Raw genomic sequence first — 19,553 nt, forward strand, 5'->3', positions numbered from 1 at the left:
CTCCTTACTTACTAGATTAGTCCAATCCATCTCCACCACGTAGCTGCAACAACTATTGTTGCAATGATTGTGATGATTGTTGCATATAAACCCGGCTTTAAAAAGTCTCTTTGCTCAATCATCCCTGTACTATGAACAAGCAAATTGGACATAGATTCCACGACAAACATAAATCCAAAAACACATGTTAGCCCAGTAGCAAAACCTATAGCTAATGGATCTACTCCCGCATTTTGCGCAACACTTATGATAATAGGAACAAGTACGACAACTGCCGTTGAAACGTTCGAGATCATTTTATGAAATAGCTGAGCCATCAAAATAACGATGAATACAGCTAATAATGGATTTTGAATAAGCTCCATAAATGAAGGGACGCTTAAATAATCACTGATTGTATCCGCCGCACCAGAATCGACAAATGTATACCCCATTGACAAGGTCACACTTAATAACAAAATCGTATTGTAATTGATTTTAATAACCGATTCCCAATCGGCAATTCCGATTTTCGGCAATGTCATCAGTACAACTCCTATTAAAGCTGGGATGCTTGGGTGCATTCCATGAACTGGCTCTGTTAACCAAAGCACAACGATAAAAAATAGAATGATCATACAAATGATTTCTTGTCTGTTCACTGTACCTAGTTCTTCTAATTTGATTTGCATCTGCTCTTCAATCTTTGGAAAGTATTGTTGCTCCTTCGGCAATGGGAATACTTTCAACAAAAGAATCCATATAGCAGGTATTAATATAAACCATAATGGAAACGTATAAAAAAACCATTGAAAATACGTTATGCTAACCCCAGCAAAACGATTCAAAATTTCCACCGTTAATATATTTCCAATTGCCGCAGTCATTACTGCTGATCCGCTTATAACTCCACCAAACGCAACGCCTAGCATAATCATCTTCCTAAAATTACTTCCTGGCTTTGCCCCAACTGTCGAGATAATCATTGTGGAAACCGGTACTACTAACGCGGTACGGACAGCAGTCGATGGTATAAAGAAAGATTGAATTTGTTGGATAATAATAACACTGCCCAACAACCCTTTTGCACTGCTTCCCCACTTTTTCAAAATCATGTACGTCATACGCTTGATTAAAGAAGTATCGTTTACAGCGGTTGCAAGCATCATCCCAGCGACAATTAAATAAGTAGCCGGTGAAGCAAATCCACTGAAAATAACAGACGAATCTGCAATATTAAAAACAAGCATAAGCAATAAAATGATTAACCCAGTAAGTCCTATAGGAATAGGCTCTAACGACCATAAAATAATCCCAAACGTGATAATACTAGTCATCAGTTTAGCAGAGGTTGAAAATGTATCAGGTAACAAGAAAAACATGAATAGGAATCCGGCAATAGCCAAAGAAATATATGCATAGGTTTTAAAATCTTTATTTTTAACTATTTTCATGCCACCATATCATTCCTTTTTATAAAGCATGACAGATCCAACCACCAAAATGATTTGTTTTAAAAAAGTTGGCAATTCTGTGGAACCCAGCCTCTACTAGCAATTCCCTTAGTTTTTCCTCAGAAATAGAGAACTCTGTTAACGTACCTTTCATCAACTCTTCCACTTTTTCTGCTGGTAGACTGGTCGTATCGAGCCAATAATTTTTCCATAGAGTGACGAGTTCTTGAAACTCTGGGCTAGCTGGGTCACCGAACTTACTAACGAGCACAAACGGAGCACCCGATTTTAGATGAGATCTGACCTTCTTTAACAGTGCCAGTTTATCCTCTAGATTAGGTATAAAGTGAAGAACGAGAATACAAGTCGCTGCATCAAATGTATAGTCAACCGGCACATCTTCTATTGTCCCATTGATCAGTTCCACACGATTATCCATTTCCAATTGCTCCGCTTTCTTTTTAGCAACCTCCAGCATATCCTTTGATGGATCAACGGCCGTAAAACGCCATTCAGCATTTGTAGGTCCGAATGCTTTTAGTTCATTTCCTCCTCCACCACCAAGTATAAGGAGGGAAGCATTGTCTTCTAAATTTGAACGTAGAAATGTCCGCGAAAGCCGGAGCATCGGATCGTAGGTCGGAAGTGTCCGTCTTACTCCCTTGTCATACTCAGTTGCAATGTCACTATCGAACTCCATCTTCTTAGCCATAATCGGACCTCCTACTTTCCAATACTTAATAGTAGATTGTATAAATCTGATTTTTCTTCAAAGCCGATACCTGGAGCATCTGGTAACTTGACATAACCGTTTTCCACGGCATAATTATCTGCAAAACCACCAAAAGGCTCAAATACACCTGGATAGGACTCATTCCCATGAAGCGCTAATCCGGCTGCAATATTTAAAGACATTTGATGCCCCCCGTGTGGGATACAACGTCTAGAAGACCAACCATGCTCCTTCAGCATATCGAGAATACGTACATACTCCACTAACCCATAGCTAAGCGCACAGTCAAATTGAAGGAAGTCTTTTTCTGGATTCATCCCAGCATACCGGATTAAATTCGTTGCATCTTGTAAGGAGAATAGGTTTTCTCCTGTTGCAATTGCATGTGGATAGCGCTTAGAAAGCTCCGCTTGCAAATGAAAATCCAGTGGATCACCAGCTTCTTCATACCAAATAAGTTCATAGTCTTTAATCTTCTCTCCAAATTCAATTGCGTATTCCAAGTTAAAGCGGCCATTTGCATCTACCATCAACCCGCTTCCTTGCGGTAAAATATCTAGTACAGCTTCTATACGTTTTAAATCCTCCTTTAAAGAAGCGCCGCCAACTTTCATTTTCACATCTTTATAGCCTAATGCTAAGTAACCTTTCATCTCGTCTTGTAGTTCCTTCAATCCTTTATCAGGGAAATAGTAACCACCTGCTGCATAGATATATACTTGCTCATCCACTTCGCCATTACCATACTTTTCCGCGAGTAATTGATACAAAGGTTTTCCTTCTATTTTGGCTACCGCATCCCAAATAGCCATATCGATTACACCAACTGCAACCGTGCGTTCCCCGTGACCACCCGGTTTTTCATTGGCCATAATAATGGCATGTATTTTATGTGGATCAAAATTAGTCCCATCATCGGTGACTATATCCTTTGCATCCGCCTCTAGTAATCTAGGGATAAATCGTTCATTCAGTAACGCTGTAGGAGCATACCGTCCGTTTGAGTTAAATCCATAACCGACAACCGGCTTTCCATCTTTGATAACATCTGTTGTAATCGCTATGGCAGATGCGGTCATTTTACTAAAATCAATATATGCATTTCTTATCGGACTACTAATCGGAACTGTCTTTACATCTACTTTGGTTATTTTCAACCTATTCACTCCTTTTTATTTTTCAAAATTCAGAATCACATATGTGTAAAAGAGTTAAGAAATGGAAGACTCCTCTTCCTGCTTTGAATAAAATAGTAGGCGCTTTGCTTTTTTGTAGACAGGATAATCTACCATTTTATTATTTACTGCTATAGATGCCACTCCATTTTCTTCTGCCTCTTCGAATGCTTTCACGATGGACTTTGCATTCGAGATCTCTTGCTCTGACGGTGAAAATAATTGGTTGGTTATTGGTATTTGCCTCGGATGAATGATTAGCTTTGCTTTAAAACCTACCTGTTTAGCAATTTTCGCTTCATTTTCAAAACCTGCTACATCATTGAAATCCGCAAAGACAGTATCGATAGGTGCCTCAATACCAGCTGCCCTAGAGGCTATGACAATTTGTGAACGGGCAAATAATAGTTCCAATCCACTTGCTGTAAGCTCGCATCCAATGTCTAACGAAAAATCGATCGAACCAAAAGCCATTTTGGAAATCATCTCATCCGCAGCTGCAATAGCGTACGCAAATTGGACTCCTTTTGCTGTTTCGATTAAAGGAATCACTTGAAAATTAGAAGCTGAATCCGAGCTTGCTTCTCGGATTTTCTGACAAACAAGTCTTATATTCTGCTCGCTTTCCGATTTAGGAACGACTACACCTGCTGCACCATTTGCTACCGCACAGATCAAATCTTCCTCCCAAAAAGAGGTCTCGCAATCGTTCATTCTTACGAAAATCTCTTTTTCCTTGCTAAACCTTATTAAGGATTCTTTTAATGCTTCTCTTGCTTTTTCTTTTTCAGCTAATGCGACTGCATCCTCTAAATCGAGAATGATACAATCTGCATCAGATGCAATCGCTTTTTTAATCATGTCCTTGTTAGTACCAGGTACAAATAAATAGGATCTTGCTAGACTCATTATTTTTCCCCTCATTTACTCGTTGGTTATTGGATACATTAATTCGTTACACTATTAAGAACGCCACTTTTAGCTTTTTCTTCTATGTTGCTAATAATGGTATCTGTTACTTCTGTCATAGTAGATTTACCACCAATATCAGGAGTTTTAATACCTGCATGCAATGTATCTTCAATTGCCTCTAACACGAGTGCCCCCAGCTCTTCCTCACCTAAATGATCCAACATCATTTTCGCTGTCCAAATTTGCCCAATTGGATTCGCAATTCCTTTTCCGTAAATATCAGGAGCAGAGCCGTGGACTGGTTCAAACATGGAAGGATATTTGCCATTTAGGTTTATATTAGCAGCAGGTGCAATTCCAATACTGCCCATAATTGCTCCACCTATATCACTTAAAATATCTCCAAAAAGATTACTAGCTACTACTACATCCATCGTCTGTGGTTTGGTGATGAAAAACGCAGATAATGCGTCGATATGGATATTTTGCATCTGAACGTCCGAGTATTTTTGAGATATTTCCGACAAGACCTCATCCCAAAATGGCATGGAATGGACAATTCCATTCGATTTTGTAGCACTAGTTAAGTGGCCACTTCTTTTACGCGCTAGCTCAAATGCATATTCCATCACACGAGAAACGCCTTTTTTTGTAAAAACAGCATTTTGCACGACGATCTCGTCTATGCCATTATGGACTCTTCCACCACTACTACTGTATTCACCCTCACTATTCTCTCTAACTATTATCATGTCAAAGTCCTTTGGGTTGGACAAAGGAGATACCATTCCTTTTAATAGTTTTGCAGGACGTACATTTATCACCTGTTCAAATTCTCTACGGATTTTTAATAATAATCCTCCTAATGAAATATGATCTTTTACGAGAGCCGGGTCTCCGATCGCTCCTAAAAAGATTGCATCGCTTTGACTTAGTAAATCTAAAGCATTATCTGGCATCATTTTCCCGTGCTCCACATAATACTGAGAGCTCCATGGATACTCGATATTATTGAATTTTAATCCTCCGTGAATATTTGCTACTGTGTCTAATACACGTATTGCTTCTGGTACTACTTCTTTCCCAATCCCATCTCCAGGAATGACCGATAACTCAATTTTTTTCATTTTAAAACTCCTCTCCATTTTGTCTATATACTTTGGTTTTTATTGATCATTTTTATTAAATTATCTTTTGTTCGACTAATATGCTTTTCCATTACTTCTCTTAATCGGACCGCATCTTTTTCTTTAATATATTGCACCATCAGACGATGCTCCTCATGAGAATCTGAAAGGTGCTTTGCAAGTAAACTTGGTGTATACTGCGGAACCCCTTGCCACAATGTATGGATAAAACCCTTGATTCTTCTTCCTGGAGAAGCTTCTATAATAATTTGATGAAATTCTTTATTGAGTTTCATATATAATTCCATTTCACTTTCCGTATGCTTTAAATTCAGCATTTTATCGTATAAGTATTCTAATTCCTTTATATCTTCCTCGTCTAAAAACGGAAGAGATTGAACTGCTACCTCTCCTTCTAACATTTGTCTGAGTCGATAGATTTCTTCAATGTCTTCAATAGAAATAGGTGTGACGATGGCACCTTTTCTTGGTTCCATACGAACTAAACCTTCTACTTCTAGCTGTCTCAACGCTTCCCGAAGAGGCATTCTGCTAACTCCTAATTTTTGGGCCCATTCTTCTTGGGTGAGCCGATCACCCATTTTAAATTCACCTTTTAGTATGAGATCTCTTAGTTTGGTCGTTACTTTGGACTGTAAAGTGGCTTTATCCTGTTCCGTTAATTTGAAATTTTCCATTGTACACTCCCTATCTAGTTACGGATATACTCTTTTCTCTTATTTCCACGTCGAACATTTCTTCTATTTGTTTAACAATGGCCGTATGGTCTTCATTTCCTTTTCCGTTCGACCATGCTTGTTTCCATAATTGAAAAGAGGCACTTGATATAAACATTGGCACTTTTTCTTCCTCTGCCATATTCATGGCAATTTTTAAATCTTTCACCATTAGATCAAGTGTAAATCCTACCTCGAAATTTCTCGTTAACACTTGGGTCGGGAATTTAAAATCACTCGAAAAGCTCCTTCCTGTACTAGAATTAATAACATCCAACATTTTAGATGGGTCTAATCCTAGTTTTACCCCAAGAGCCATTGCTTCGCCTGTTGCTGCTAATGTCGTGGCGGAAATCATATTGTTTAATGCTTTTATCGTATGACCCGCCCCAATTTCACCAACATGAATAATGTTCTGTCCTATATGGCTTAAAAGCGGTTTAACCTCTTCAAAGTGGTCCTCTTCTCCGCCAACCATTATGGATAAAGTTCCATCTTCCGCCTTCTTCACCCCTCCACTTACAGGAGCATCAATCATTCGCAACCCTTCAGCAGCTAACATGGCATGTAATTCCTTCGTCACAGATGGGATGGAGGTGGTCATATCTATCAATAGACTGTTCGGGCGTAGGCCTTTCATCAAGCCTTCCTGCCCTGTTAAAATTTCCTTTACGATAAACACATTCGGGAGAACCGTGATCACATACGGAAACTTCGATGCTAAATCTGCTGGACTTTCTGCTTCTGTTGCACCTAAACCAACTAAAGCTTGAACAAAATCTTTATTTACATCGAAAACGCCGACTTCCACTCCTTGCTTTAATAGCCTTGTTGCTATCCTGCCTCCCATATTACCTAAACCAATAATTCCTACTCTCATAATTCCAATCCCTTCTATTTAAGATTTATATTGAGCTACGCCCTCTTGGTAAACATCTCCACCGTGTGCATCGTTAATGACAAACACCGGAAAGTTCTCAATCGTTAACTTCCTAATGGCTTCTGTCCCTAAATCTTCATATGCAATTACTTCGGAGGATTTAATCGAACGAGCAATCAATGCGGCAGCTCCACCAACTGCTCCAAAATAGACCGCCTTATGCTTGATCATTGCTTGCTTCACTTCTTCGCTCCGATACCCCTTACCAATCATTCCTTTCAACCCAGCCTCGAGTAAACGTGGCGTATATAAATCCATTCTGCCGCTAGTCGTTGGTCCAGCTGAACCAATAACCATGCCTGGCTTTGCCGGAGTCGGACCAACATAATAAATAACTTGATTGGTCAAATCGATTGGAAAAGGAATTCCTTCTTTTTTTTGTTCAATCATTCGCTTATGCGCTGCATCTCTAGCTGTATAAACAACGCCAGATAACAGGACACGATCACCTGCTTTTAACGCCATAAGATCAGTTTCTTGTAATGGTAGATTTATCTTTTTTGGCACAGTTTGCCCTCCTTAATATCATTTGCTGAATTAAGTTAAAGTAATGGTTTGGTGTCGGCTAGCGTGACAGTTGAGATTAACTGCAACTGGCAATGCGGCGATATGACAGGATTCAACCTCCACTTTCACATCAAGTGCTGTTGTATTTCCTCCCATTCCTTGAGGACCAATGCCTAGTCGATTGATCTCCGACATCAGTTCTTCTTCCAGTTCGGCGACAACCGGATCTTCATGACGAACACCTAGCGGGCGAAACAATGATTTTTTCGCCAAGTAAGCACAGCGCTCAAAGTTCCCACCAATCCCAATACCTACTACTAGAGGAGGGCATGCATTAGGACCTGCTTCTTTTACGATTGATAAAATATACTTTTTCACTCCTTCAATCCCATCTGAAGGTTTTAGCATTTTCAGGTCACTCATATTTTCTGCACCTCCACCTTTTGCAGTCATATGGATCGTTATATTGTCTCCCTCCACTAAGTCGATATGAACGATGGCTGGTGTATTGTCCCCTGTATTCTTGCGATTTAATGGATTATAAATAATAGAGTTTCGTAAATAACCTTCTCCGTAACCCTTTTTGACACCCTCATTAATCGCATCAACCAAGCTTCCCCCCACAATATGACAATCCTGACCGACTTCCACGATAAAGACAGCTGTTCCGGTATCTTGACACATGGGAACTTGTTCGGCTTTGGCAATATCCGCATTCTCGATTAACTGAGAAATTACTTCTTTGCCTATTTCTGATTGTTCGGTTTGTAGCGCTAGTTTAAAAGCAGAATAAACATCTTCCCCCAAATTGTAATTCGATTTCTTACATATCTCCGCAACTTGTTCCACGATATTTTCATAATGGATTTTTTTCATCTACCATCCTACTTTCTCCTTTTTTCTAACGCACAAAATCAATTACGCCTCGGCGTAATTGCGTCCAGATTTTGAATCGAGCAAGCTCGATTAACTCCTTTCAAAATCTGTGACATCCGCCGGAGGCTTTATCTTCGTTCCTGATTGAAGATAAAAGGTACCAAGTGCCTTTGCTATTAAATTTCCTGCTTCATCTTTGATATCACACTCCGACACCACTGTCGTCTTTCCTTGATAAAGAATAATCGGAATTGCGATTAAACGAGCTCCTTGCCCCTTTCTGATAAAATTCACCTTCAACTCTAATGTGAAAACCTTTTCTCCTTTTTCGAGCGATTTTAAAATTTGAAATCCAATGGCAACGTCCGCTAATGTGTAAATGGAACCTCCCTGTGCAACACCATATGTATTCTCATTTTGAATTCCTAATTTCATTTCGGTTGTGCCATCTTCCTTTTGCTCGATACCTAGAAATCTCCCTAAAAAATGCATGGGAATATTTGTTTTTGGTTGTTCAGTAGAGGAAGCTTGATAAAGAGACAGCAAATAGGAAATCTGATCTAACTCATCATCATTTAAATTTTTTAGTCTGTTTTGTATCAAATTGATTTGTTCGGTTTTATTAGATCCCATCCTATTTCTCCCTCTTTATCTAGCATCTTTTATGAAATGCGAGTCATTAAAGTTTCCGTATTCTCTATTAACTCTAGTGCTAAAATGTCTCGTATAATCTGTTCTTTTTTTGTAGCAGAAATGTCGTTTGTCATAGTTGTAAACTTCTCGACCAATTCTTCGGAAGTCACCGCGTTTTCTGGGTCGCCTTTTGGAAAATCGGATTGTTTTTGAATCGTTTCTCCATTTGCTAAAGCAACTTCCACTGTAGCACCCCATTGTTCCGGATAATTTGCATTAATATCGGGATCAATACTCACCTTCACTTTTTTCAATAACTGCCGGATCTGATCGTCCCATAAATTTGTTTCATTAAAATCAAACAAGCCCGCGCTACCCTTTAAAATAGCTAATGCGGAACAAAACTGCAGACTAAATTTAGCAGCATACTCGGTTGTCGGATTATCATTATCGGTTATATCAATCGCTGCTTTATAGGATTTAACAATTATAGACTCAATTTCTTCCAAGCTTGGTTTACGTTCCTTGAAAACCTCGATTAATAAATCGATTGCATGATGTGTATGGCGACAGGATGCATGAATTTTAAAGGAATTCTCTAGAATTTTGAATTCTTTCCCTAAGCCTTCTGTTATTTTGGAGACATCATATTGCTCACTCATCGCCTTGAAGAACCCACGATCACCTTCTAAGATTTTCGTTGGGCCAGTGAAACCTTTTTGTGCTAAAAGTGCCGCTAGAAGTCCATTCATCGCTGCTTTTCCAGAATGTAATTGCTTGGTCATTGCCCCATCTACTATAAATTCCCATAATCCAGCTGCCTGTGTACCTGCATTTCCTAACGCAAAAACCATTTCTTCTTCCGTTAAGTTCAGTAATTTAGCAGCCGCAATTGCAGCACCAAATGTTCCACATGTCGCAGTATTATGCCAGTAATAGTAGTGAGACGGAGAAACTGCTTCTCCAATTCTAAAACAAACTTCATAACCAATAACGACTGCCGTTATTAAGTCTTTACCAGACAGCTTCTTCCATTGTGCTACCGCAAGAGCAGCTGGAATAACAACGGTAGCTGCATGGATAATAGACCCTTTGTGAATATCATCCAGCTCTACTATATGACTCGCAGCTCCGTTCAAGAGTGCTGCATTGACAGCTGATGATTTTCCCCCAGTAAAAAGACTCGCTTGTTCCAAACCGCCCATCTCTTCCACAAGTTCGCTGATCATCTTGATCGGCACTTTATTAGAACCGGCAATAGCTGAACCAAAATAATCTAAAATACAAAGCTTTGTAAACTCTACCACTTCGGGTGGCAGTTCTTCATAGGTTAATGCTTGACTGTATTTAGCTAACTCTTTACTTAAATCCATGTATCAAATCTCCTTTACGGAATATAAGAAAAGCACTAGGTGCATCTTAAGGGGCCACTCTATTTTTTCTTGAAGCTTCCCCTCAAGATTTACTGATAGGTTTATTACAATAGGCTTTTAACAAAAGGCTGGATTTGTAAGGTAAAATTTACAAATTGCAATATGCAACACTAGAATCGCAAGGTCTACTACAAATCACAAGATTCATAGCTGGAATCGCAAAGCATACTCTTCGAATCGCACGATTCCCTATTTCTATGGTGTATGTTTATATTTTTTGTATAGGGTATCTACTAATTAGCGTGTCCTCTTGTATTTTGTATCCAAAAGAAAACCTCAAAATTTTTTAGTTTTCTTCTTTATCCATTTCATCGAAAACCTCTTTTGCTGTTCTGAAACTATCAATTGCTGCCGGCACTCCGCAGTAGATGGCTGTCTGTAAAAATACTTCTTGAATTTCTTCTTTTGTTAGACCATTATTGATAGCCCCTCTTACGTGAAGTTTTAACTCATGCGGTCTGTTTAAAGCAGTAATCATCGCAAGATTTAACATGCTTCTAGTTTTCTTTGGCAAGCCAGGTCTTGCCCAGATTTCTCCCCAGCAATACTCTGTTACTAATTCTTGCATTGGCATATTAAACTCTGTGGCATTTTGAATTGAACTGTCAACGTACTCCGCTCCGAGTACACTTCTTCGGATTTCTATGCCTATATCAAACTTTTCTTTGTTCATGAATCATTCTCCTAACTTTTATTATTTGGATAGCACTTCGCTCTTTTTATTGGACTGAATCAACTCATCAATGGAAGGATACTCATCTAAATGTAATAGAATCTTTGCCATCTGTTCTGTGCTTGATTTCCCTAAGATGTCTTCTACAAGACTATTAAATTTTGTTAAGAGCTCCTCTTCTACCATAGGGTTTTGGATGCTGCCCTTTGCATGCTCTACTTTATGTGTTATTTCAGATCCATCTTTTAATACGGCCTTTACTTCAACTTCTTCTTCTTTTATCGCTTCATCGACTGTTATGCTTATTTTCTTTTGCATTTCGATGATTTTTTGATCTTTTACTTTTTCATCTGTGTATTGCTTCTCACTCGCCTCACCATCTAAAAAGGCAATAGCTGCTGTGAAATATACACTGAACTTTCCTTCTAAACCTGTTTGTGGAGTTTCTTTTCCAGTCAGTTCAAGTACATAAGGATTAACTTTAAGCTCGATAGATTTCAGGTCTTCCAGTGACACGTTCTTATGCAAGTAAATACATGCATCAATCGAAGGATGTAGCACTATTCCGCAAGCGTATGGTTTAAAACTATTTTTCAATAGCTCCCAGTCCGTGCCCCAATTGACATTTACTTTTTCTAAATCATGCTCAGGAGCAAGTACACTTGCAAAGCCTCGTTTTGCTTCTAAAATTTTTTCAGAGCTTGTAAAACCTTTTTTAGCTAGCAATGCAGCAAGCAATCCATTTTGTGCAGCCTTTCCTGGATGGAATGGTTTTGTCATCGTCCCGAATACTTCTCTTAGACCAGAGGATTGCGTACCTGCAATTCCTAGAGCCCATAGCATTTGTTCCTCATCTAGCTTTAGTAAAATTCCCGCTGCAATAGCTGCACCAAATACGCCAGTTGAACTTGTAATATGCCATCCTAGCTGATAATGGCTTGGATAAACAGCGTTAGCAATTCTTAGTTCTGCTTCGCACCCTAATATAAATGCGTGCAATATCTCTTTTCCACTGAAACCTAAGTGCTCTCCTAAAGCAAAAACTACCGGAGCAATTGGACCACTTGGATGGTGGATCGTATCTAAGTGGGTGTCGTCATAGTCGAAAATGTGAGATGAGGTTCCATTTATTAATGTAGCCATTAATAAATCGACCTTTTCTTCCCTCCCAAAGATGGAAACTTGTTCTGCAGTTTTTAACTCGTTGGTTAACTCTAGTAATATATCAATAGAGGGATGGGTAGAAGCCCCAGCTGCTACACCCATCCAATTTAACAAGCTTCTTTTCCCATGAAGTATTACTTCTTGTGGAATTTGATCATAGGAAGTGGACAAACAATGATTAACTAATGTTTTCGTTACCATCTTATTCCGCCTTTTTACACGGCCTTATTGTCAGGTCGATTTGATTTTTTATTTCCCAGCATTTCTTGCTGCTTCAATTACATCCGCACCGATTTCATCCTCATATTCTTCATAAATAGGCTCTAGTACTTTTCTGAATTCTTCAATTTGCTCTGGTGTTAATTCAACAATTTCTACATTGCCTCTTTCTTTAATCGTTTCTAGTGCTTTTTCATTTAAACTTTTTGCTTCTGCTCGTGCCACTTCCGTACCTGCTGCCAATCCACCTTCTACTATTGCTTTTGTCGCGTCATTCATGCTGTCCCAGAATTTTGTGTTTGTAAATACAGCGTAGTCTACGCGTGTATGGTTCATGATTGTCATATACTTTTGAACTTCATCGAATTTTTTCGATTCAATATTACTAAATGTGTTTTCTTGTCCATCTACTACTCCTTGGTCAAGTGCAGTGTATAATTCTCCAAAAGGAATCGACTCCGAACCTGCTCCAAGTGCTGTATACATAGATTCTAATACTTGACCACCTTGCGTACGGAATTTTAAACCTTTCAAATCTGCTGGTGAACTAATTGCGTGCTTACCATTCGTTAAATGTTTTCCACCATTTGGCCACATAGATAACCCAAGAACACCATCATCTTTAAGACTTCCTAAAACTTCTTGTCCTTTCTCTCCATCCCAGAATGCAATCGCTTCTTCATCATCAGCAAACGCAAATGGAAGTGCAGGCACGTTGAATTGTGGATTGTTTCCAACGAATTTTGTTAAGTCAGGTGCGATAAATTGAATATTATTTGCTACTAAGTTTTGATATTCATCTTGATCTCCAAATAGGGAGCTATTTGGATAAATTTCTACTTTAATCTTGCCATCCGATTCTTTTTCAATATACTCTTTCATAGCTAGTGCACCTTGATGCTTTGGCGTGTTTTCCGCAACAACGTGAGAAAATTTAATCTTTAGTTCCTGAACTCCATCGCTACTTGCACCAGATACAGCTACTTTTTCATCACTTTGACAAGCTCCTAATACGAATATGGATAAAACAAATAATAAAAATATAGATAACTTTTTCACAAAAATCCCCCTTATTTTTTAATGTTAAGACAATAAATTCGAGTATTGCATCTTTAGTTGAAAGGGCTTTCAAACAAGCTTTTCCATTTTACTTCTGCACACCACGCTTTCTTATTATCTTTGTGAAGATTTAATAAGAGTTGTCTTACATGTTATGAATTTTGTTTATTGGATACAACTCAAGTAACAAATTATCACAACAAAAAACCATTGTAAAGAAAAATTAAAATATTTAGTATATTCTGCATTATGGTATTGTTTTTTGAATATTCCTATATTATCATTGGTTTGTAATCCTGTATCCGAAATACAAAGTTAATAAGGGGAGGAATTTTATTGAGAATTTTAAATTTTATTGAAAGCGCTTTATCCGGACTTTTTTTCCTTGTGGGTATTGCAATTAGCCTATACTCCGTCTTTATGAGGTATGTAATCGGGGCTTCTCAAAGCTGGGCAACAGAAGTTTATACGATGCTACTTGTATGGGCGATTTTCATAGGATTCTCTACAGCTTTAAAAGACGATAAACATATAGCCATCGAGTTTCTGTACGACAAATCAGGTCCGAAAATAAGAGGTTTCTGTCAAGTTATTACTTTTGTTATTGGGATTGGCTTTAGTATTTTTATCTTTTGGACAGGCTTAGAAATGGTTTTAGTAGCGCACGAACAGGCTATTAAAACGATTGATCTTGGTTTCCCTATTTGGATTAACTACTTAATCATGCCAATCGCAGGTGCTTTGTTATTTATACGCTTTTGTGAGAAAGCCTATAGATTTTTTGTTAAAAAAGAAGATGTTACGGGAGGGAGTGATTTAGAGTGGCAGCAATAATCGTTATTGTTTTATTGTTTGTGTTAGCTTTTTTGAGAGTTCCTATCGCCATAAGTTTAGTCGTCTCTAGTGTCACTGGTCTATTTTTAGTAGACTTCTCACTTAACACCGTTATTCAAAAAATGTTTACGGGTGTGAATAGTACTACACTAATGGCCATTCCTGGCTTTGTGTTCGCGGGATTAATAATGGCTAAGGGTGGAATTTCCAAGTATTTGATCGAGTGTATTAAAACTTGGGTGGGTCATACAAAGGGTGGTTTATCGGTCGTTGCTGTTCTAACTTGTATGGTTTTTGCTGCTATTTCTGGATCTAGCCCTGCTACTGCAGCAGCTATTGGAGCGATTATGATTCCAATGATGGTAAAAGCAGGATACGATAAAAATTATGCAATGGGATTAGTTGCAGCAGCTGGGACTCTTGGAATTTTAATTCCTCCTTCTATCCCACTTATTCTTTATAGCTCTGTTTCCGAAGAATCCACAGGAAAACTATTTTCTGCAGGTATTTTACCAGGCATATTGCTTGGCCTTGCATTAATGGTTTATGCCGTGATTGTAGCACATCGAAAAGGCTATGGCGGACTAGAAAAGGTGCCGTTAAATAAGCGTTGGAGACCTACTTTAAAAGCTATATGGGGATTAGTAATGCCCGTTCTAATATTAGGAGCGATTTATAGTGGTATCGTTACACCAACAGAAGCATCCTTCCTAGCTTGCTTGTATGCTATTATTGTATCCATCTTTATTTACAGAGAATTAGATTGGGCTAAATTTAAGCAAATTCTAACGGAATCTGTTACTACGACATCGATGATCTTTTTAATTATTGCCGCTGCACTTATATTAGGAATGTTCTTAACAACAGAACAAATTCCACAAGAGTTTGCTACTTGGGTAAGTGATAGTGGTTTTAACAAATGGACGTTTTTAATCATCATTAGTATTGTATTTTTTATACTTGGAATGTTCTTGGAGCCAACTGCTATCATTCTAATTACACTTCCAATTTTATTGCCAATTATTGCAGCTTTGGATATCAATGTGATCCATTTTGCAATTATCATGGTAGTAAATATGGAACTGGGTATGATTACACCACCAGTTGGACTCAATTTGTTCGTCGTCAGCGCTATCGCCGAGGAAAAAGTCGATCGTGTAATCAAAGGTGTGATACCATTTTTCGCGATTTTCGCGATTGTACTTGTACTTATTATCATTTTCCCAGAAATATCTCTATTGCTCGCAAAATAATAGTAGGTTAATAGCAAAGCCAAGAGCCATTGGATTTCTAAGATTCCAGGTTCTTGGCTTTGTTTTGTTATTTGATCAGTATGTCGGGCATTAATGAAAAGAAAGATGCTATCCCGATAAAATATCCGGAAATAGCATCTATTTTTCAACACTGTATTAGTTTATCTTAAACGAGTGATCCACCCGATTTACTGTATTTAATAATACCTTCAGCACTCTTATATGCTAATGCTCCTACTGTTCCAGTCGGATTATAACCACCATTATGAGGGAAATTACCTGCTCCAACTACAAATAGATTCTCAGCATCCCAATGCTGTAAGTAAGTATTCACTACGCTATTATCGGGACTTGCTCCCATAATCGTACCGCCCGTATTATGTGTTGTCTGATAACCGACAATATCATAGTCAGTAATAGGATTTTTACCTTCGACTGTTTTAGCACCCATTTCTTTCATGATATTCTGCGTAACTTCGGTGATATACTTATGCAAAGCACGGTCTTGTTCGGTAAAGTTATACGTCATTTGAAGAAGTGGCAATCCATAAGCATCTTTATAGGTACTATCTAAAGAAAGGAAATTTTCTTTGTGCGGCATAGATGCACCTTGCGTTCCAATTCCTAATGTACGAGTAAAGTTATGAATAGAGTTCTTTTTGAATTCCGCTCCCCATGTAGGTGTATCACGTGGAATTGGATTGGTTTCAATCGGTCTAGAGCCTGTTTGAGTAATGGAAATACTACCACCATGAATAAAATTCAAATCACTATGATCGAAATTATCGCCATTAAAATCATCAATCGTCATACCAAGTGCTCCTGCACCCATAAATGTATTCATCTGCTCATCAAAATAACCAGTAGCACCCGGAAGGATTTGATAGCAATAATTCTTTCCTAGCGTACCTCTTCCTGTATCAGGGTTATATTGTTCACCTATGTTAGATACCATTAAAAGTTTTGCATTATTCATCACATAACTTGATAGGACAACTACTTCTGCTTCTTGGATAAATTCCTCACCAGAAAGTGTATCTAAGTATTTAACGCCGGATACTTTATTGCCATTTTTAATCACTTCCACGACATTTGAGCGGAATCGCATTTCAAAGTTTTTCGTCTTCTCTGCCGTCGGTATTACAGTTATTTCTGGAGAACTCTTTGCACCATATTCACAGCCGAAACGCTCACAGAAACCACAGTATTGGCAACTATTGATCGCTGCTCCATCTGGATTCGTATAAGGCTCAGACAAATTCGCTGAAGGTAACATAAACGGATTGTATCCAAGCTTTTGTGTAGCGCTTTCAAATTTCTTTAAAATCGGTGTCTTTTTCATCGGTGGCGTTGGAAATGGTTGTGATCGTTTCCCCCAGAAAGGATTCGTATCTTCACCAGAAATTCCAAGCGTTTGTTCATATTTATAAAAGTAAGGTTCTAACTCATCATAGGTAACTCCCCAATCTTGTAGCAAATAATCTTTCGATAATTTATTGGGTCCATACTTTTCATCCGTCATCGTTTTAATTTGAAAATCATAAGGCAAGAATCTCCAGGAATGTCCATTCCAATGCGTCCCGGAACCTCCAAGTCCCTCACCAAGTAAAAAAGAGCTTAATTGACGCATTGGGAGCGCAGGCATTTTACGGTTATTTCGAATAGTAATCGTTTCTTTTGAAAGGTTTTGCATCAGTTCATATCGAACCGCATAACGATACTCGTCATGAACCTTCAAATAATCTTCCGTGTTTCGCGCTTCCCCTCTCTCTAAACCAAGAACCTTTAGACCCGCTTTCGCACATTCAGCAGCAATGATACCGCCTGTCCAACCTAATCCAACAACAACAACATCTACTTTTGGTAATGTAGTAGCCATTCGTAATACCCCTCTCTCTTCTTACATGCTGCCAAGTGACTTTGGCTCGATTTTTTGGAATTCTTCTTTTTCAATTACAGCGATATAGGACATTTGGTGACCTGGAAACCCTTTCATTCTCCATCCGTCCATATTATTGTTTCCGCTATACATCGGATCGGAGTAAGCACCTTCTAATGTTGCAGATCGAAGCATTCTAAAGAAAAAGGCAGCTGTTGTTCCCGACATCTTCACTTCATCCTTTGAAAAAGCAGTTAAAATTTCATCCATTTGCTCCGGCTCAATGCTTGAAAATCCATTATCAAATCTTTTATTTGCCTCTTCTTCCAGCTTCTCAATACCTTGCTTAAACACATCAGCGCGCGTTAAACGGCTTTGGTATCCTTGTGTTGGAGCTCCTACTGCAAATGGTCCGTGCATATACTCTTTCGAGTTGCTTCCATACTGACCGGCTAATTGACGATCAATAAAATAAGGGACTCCCAACTCAATTGCACCTGGTCCTAAATCATCTTTAGGAAAAATACGTTCTGTTGCATTTGAAAGCACTTCAAAATCTCGGTTGTTCTTGAAAAATTGGAACCCAGCATTCGCGTGTTGAGTATGATCACTCGGACTAGTCCCTTTTGGTGTAGTAGCTGATTTGTTGTCATTAACGTTATAACCAACTAACCCACCGATTAATCCCCCACCAATTAAAGCTCCAGCGGCAACTCCCGACGTTTTTAAAAAGTCTCTTCTCGTTGAAAGATTTTTCTTTTCTTCTGGCATACTCATAGTCTCCTTAAAAATAGTGATTTCAAAAAATACCTACTCCCTAAAAGCATAGACAAATATAACCAAACTCAATCACTACCGATAATATTTTTTCTATAATTGCAATTTTACAACCGCTAATCTTTACCCTAAACTTTTTACATTAAACATAAAAAGTCACATTTAACTTACTCACTAACACATCCTACTAGGTCTGATAGCCTTTCATTTCAGTTTTTACTAGGTGAACCAAACTTCCTAACACTATTATTACTAGGTAAATGTAGCGTAACAACAATGATTAGTGCATATCCCATTTTTATCGCTCATACATTAGTAAAGTCGGTAAAAAGCTGCTCATTGGAGGAATACGAATGGGTTATTACGTGAAAGTGGAAAAAGGCGTTAATATTTTTGTGGAGGATATTAACACAACTTCGAATAAGACGATTTTATTTGTTCACGGCTGGCCCGCGAATCATCGAATGTTTGAGTATCAATTCAACCAGCTTCCAGCGATGGGCTACCGCTGTATTGGAATTGATATTCGCGGTTTTGGGAAATCGAGTAAACCGTGGAGCGGTTATTTCTATGATCGATTGGCAGATGATATTCGAATCATTATTGATACACTTGGTCTAGAAGATATAACACTGGCCGGGCATTCAATGGGAGGAGCTATTTCCATTCGATATATGGCGAGATATAGTGGATATAAAGTGGCAAAACTTGCGCTAATAGGTGCTGCTGCCCCGGCTTTTACAAGGCGGCAAGATTTCCCTTATGGAAAAACAGTGGAGGAAGTAGATAAATTAATAGAAGAGACTTACACAGATCGCCCTAAAATGCTAAGTAATTTTGGAGATATCTTCTTCGCACGCTACTTATCAAAAGATTTTATTGATTGGTTTCATGATCTGGGATTAGCCGCATCTGGTAACGCTACGGCTAAATGTTTAGCCTCCCTTCGAGATGAAGATCTTCGTAATGACCTACGACATATAAACGTTCCAACGGCTATTTTGCATGGAAAACAAGATAAAGTATGCCCCTACGATTTTGCCGAATTAATGCATCGGAGTATTAAAGGCTCTATATTGATACCGTTTGAATACAGTGGACATGGTTTATTTTACTGTGAGATGGAAAAATTCAATGAGGAACTTGCGAAGTTTATAGGATGAAAAAAGCTATTTCACGAATGGATTTC

19 protein-coding genes are annotated in these 19,553 nt (G+C 38.5%); 3 read left to right on the forward strand and 16 right to left on the reverse strand.

Annotated features, from left to right (window positions below; all coding sequences use genetic code 11):
* Nucleotides 1-11: 11 nt before the first annotated feature.
* From FG382_RS14300 to FG382_RS14365, 14 genes are all read right to left on the reverse strand, one after another.
* Complete coding sequence (locus FG382_RS14300; RefSeq protein WP_142539569.1) at nt 12-1,433, reverse strand: SLC13 family permease; 1,422 nt, start codon at nt 1,431-1,433, stop codon at nt 12-14.
* 19 nt (nt 1,434-1,452) lie between these two features.
* Nucleotides 1,453-2,145 carry a class I SAM-dependent methyltransferase gene (locus tag FG382_RS14305; RefSeq protein ID WP_229677277.1) on the reverse strand — a complete coding sequence of 231 codons (693 nt, stop codon included), beginning with the start codon at nt 2,143-2,145 and terminating at the stop codon, nt 1,453-1,455.
* A gap of 11 nt (nt 2,146-2,156) precedes the next feature.
* Entirely contained in the window at nt 2,157-3,323 is a 1,167-nt protein-coding gene (locus FG382_RS14310; RefSeq protein WP_142539570.1) for a mandelate racemase/muconate lactonizing enzyme family protein, read from the reverse strand.
* Between the two features lie 54 nt (nt 3,324-3,377).
* Nucleotides 3,378-4,250 (reverse strand): HpcH/HpaI aldolase/citrate lyase family protein, encoded by an 873-nt coding sequence (locus FG382_RS14315; protein WP_142539571.1) that lies wholly within the window; start codon nt 4,248-4,250, stop codon nt 3,378-3,380.
* 38 nt (nt 4,251-4,288) lie between these two features.
* Entirely contained in the window at nt 4,289-5,380 is a 1,092-nt protein-coding gene (locus tag FG382_RS14320; protein WP_142539572.1) for a tartrate dehydrogenase, read from the reverse strand.
* A 23-nt stretch (nt 5,381-5,403) separates the two neighbouring features.
* Nucleotides 5,404-6,078 (reverse strand): GntR family transcriptional regulator, encoded by a 675-nt coding sequence (locus FG382_RS14325; protein ID WP_142539573.1) that lies wholly within the window; start codon nt 6,076-6,078, stop codon nt 5,404-5,406.
* A gap of 10 nt (nt 6,079-6,088) precedes the next feature.
* Nucleotides 6,089-6,997, reverse strand: a complete 909-nt coding sequence (locus tag FG382_RS14330) for an NAD(P)-dependent oxidoreductase (protein WP_142539574.1) — start codon at nt 6,995-6,997, stop codon at nt 6,089-6,091.
* A gap of 18 nt (nt 6,998-7,015) precedes the next feature.
* On the reverse strand, nt 7,016-7,564 hold the full coding sequence (locus FG382_RS14335; RefSeq protein WP_142539575.1) for a Fe-S-containing hydro-lyase: 549 nt from the start codon (nt 7,562-7,564) through the stop codon (nt 7,016-7,018).
* 30 nt (nt 7,565-7,594) lie between these two features.
* Nucleotides 7,595-8,440, reverse strand: a complete 846-nt coding sequence (locus FG382_RS14340) for a fumarate hydratase (protein ID WP_142539576.1) — start codon at nt 8,438-8,440, stop codon at nt 7,595-7,597.
* A gap of 90 nt (nt 8,441-8,530) precedes the next feature.
* A complete protein-coding gene (locus tag FG382_RS14345; protein ID WP_142539577.1) occupies nt 8,531-9,073 on the reverse strand; it encodes a PaaI family thioesterase in 543 nt (180 codons plus the stop codon).
* Nucleotides 9,074-9,102: 29 nt separating this feature from the next.
* Complete coding sequence (locus FG382_RS14350) at nt 9,103-10,446, reverse strand: MmgE/PrpD family protein (protein WP_142539578.1); 1,344 nt, start codon at nt 10,444-10,446, stop codon at nt 9,103-9,105.
* A 346-nt stretch (nt 10,447-10,792) separates the two neighbouring features.
* Entirely contained in the window at nt 10,793-11,179 is a 387-nt protein-coding gene (pcaC, locus tag FG382_RS14355) for a 4-carboxymuconolactone decarboxylase (protein WP_142539579.1), read from the reverse strand.
* A gap of 21 nt (nt 11,180-11,200) precedes the next feature.
* A complete protein-coding gene (locus tag FG382_RS14360; protein ID WP_142539580.1) occupies nt 11,201-12,544 on the reverse strand; it encodes an MmgE/PrpD family protein in 1,344 nt (447 codons plus the stop codon).
* Nucleotides 12,545-12,592: 48 nt separating this feature from the next.
* Nucleotides 12,593-13,621 (reverse strand): DctP family TRAP transporter solute-binding subunit, encoded by a 1,029-nt coding sequence (locus tag FG382_RS14365; protein ID WP_142539581.1) that lies wholly within the window; start codon nt 13,619-13,621, stop codon nt 12,593-12,595.
* A gap of 336 nt (nt 13,622-13,957) precedes the next feature.
* Between FG382_RS14365 and FG382_RS14370 the strand changes: the two genes are divergently transcribed.
* Nucleotides 13,958-14,455, forward strand: coding sequence for a TRAP transporter small permease (locus FG382_RS14370; protein WP_142539582.1), 498 nt, complete (start codon nt 13,958-13,960; stop codon nt 14,453-14,455).
* Nucleotides 14,443-15,708 (forward strand): TRAP transporter large permease, encoded by a 1,266-nt coding sequence (locus FG382_RS14375; RefSeq protein ID WP_142539583.1) that lies wholly within the window; start codon nt 14,443-14,445, stop codon nt 15,706-15,708. The genes FG382_RS14370 and FG382_RS14375 overlap by 13 nt, the downstream gene beginning before the upstream one ends.
* A 166-nt stretch (nt 15,709-15,874) precedes the next feature.
* Here the strand turns inward: FG382_RS14375 and FG382_RS14380 are convergent, their stop codons facing one another.
* Together FG382_RS14380 and FG382_RS14385 are read right to left on the reverse strand one after the other, a co-directional pair.
* Complete coding sequence (locus FG382_RS14380) at nt 15,875-17,587, reverse strand: GMC family oxidoreductase (RefSeq protein ID WP_142539584.1); 1,713 nt, start codon at nt 17,585-17,587, stop codon at nt 15,875-15,877.
* Between the two features lie 21 nt (nt 17,588-17,608).
* A complete protein-coding gene (locus tag FG382_RS14385; protein WP_142539585.1) occupies nt 17,609-18,358 on the reverse strand; it encodes a gluconate 2-dehydrogenase subunit 3 family protein in 750 nt (249 codons plus the stop codon).
* Between the two features lie 359 nt (nt 18,359-18,717).
* Here FG382_RS14385 and FG382_RS14390 point away from each other — a divergent pair, with 359 nt between their 5' ends.
* Nucleotides 18,718-19,527 (forward strand): alpha/beta fold hydrolase, encoded by an 810-nt coding sequence (locus FG382_RS14390; protein ID WP_142539586.1) that lies wholly within the window; start codon nt 18,718-18,720, stop codon nt 19,525-19,527.
* Nucleotides 19,528-19,553 lie beyond the last annotated feature (26 nt).

The sequence above is a fragment of the Psychrobacillus lasiicapitis genome (genome assembly GCF_006861795.1).
In the GTDB taxonomy this organism is placed as follows: Bacteria; Bacillota; Bacilli; order Bacillales_A; family Planococcaceae; genus Psychrobacillus; species Psychrobacillus lasiicapitis.

Bases quoted from the DNA above. Each gene is read 5' to 3' on its own strand.
- FG382_RS14300 (WP_142539569.1), bottom strand. From the start codon at position 1,433: ATGAAAATAGTTAAAAATAAAGATTTTAAAACCTATGCATATATTTCT.
- FG382_RS14305 (WP_229677277.1), bottom strand. From the start codon at position 2,145: ATGGCTAAGAAGATGGAGTTCGATAGTGACATTGCAACTGAGTATGAC.
- FG382_RS14315 (WP_142539571.1), bottom strand. From the start codon at position 4,250: ATGAGTCTAGCAAGATCCTATTTATTTGTACCTGGTACTAACAAGGAC.
- FG382_RS14320 (WP_142539572.1), bottom strand. From the start codon at position 5,380: ATGAAAAAAATTGAGTTATCGGTCATTCCTGGAGATGGGATTGGGAAA.
- FG382_RS14325 (WP_142539573.1), bottom strand. From the start codon at position 6,078: ATGGAAAATTTCAAATTAACGGAACAGGATAAAGCCACTTTACAGTCC.
- FG382_RS14330 (WP_142539574.1), bottom strand. From the start codon at position 6,997: ATGAGAGTAGGAATTATTGGTTTAGGTAATATGGGAGGCAGGATAGCA.
- FG382_RS14340 (WP_142539576.1), bottom strand. From the start codon at position 8,440: ATGAAAAAAATCCATTATGAAAATATCGTGGAACAAGTTGCGGAGATA.
- FG382_RS14345 (WP_142539577.1), bottom strand. From the start codon at position 9,073: ATGGGATCTAATAAAACCGAACAAATCAATTTGATACAAAACAGACTA.
- FG382_RS14350 (WP_142539578.1), bottom strand. From the start codon at position 10,446: ATGGATTTAAGTAAAGAGTTAGCTAAATACAGTCAAGCATTAACCTAT.
- pcaC (WP_142539579.1), bottom strand. From the start codon at position 11,179: ATGAACAAAGAAAAGTTTGATATAGGCATAGAAATCCGAAGAAGTGTA.
- FG382_RS14360 (WP_142539580.1), bottom strand. From the start codon at position 12,544: ATGGTAACGAAAACATTAGTTAATCATTGTTTGTCCACTTCCTATGAT.
- FG382_RS14380 (WP_142539584.1), bottom strand. From the start codon at position 17,587: ATGGCTACTACATTACCAAAAGTAGATGTTGTTGTTGTTGGATTAGGT.
- FG382_RS14385 (WP_142539585.1), bottom strand. From the start codon at position 18,358: ATGCCAGAAGAAAAGAAAAATCTTTCAACGAGAAGAGACTTTTTAAAA.
- FG382_RS14390 (WP_142539586.1), top strand. From the start codon at position 18,718: ATGGGTTATTACGTGAAAGTGGAAAAAGGCGTTAATATTTTTGTGGAG.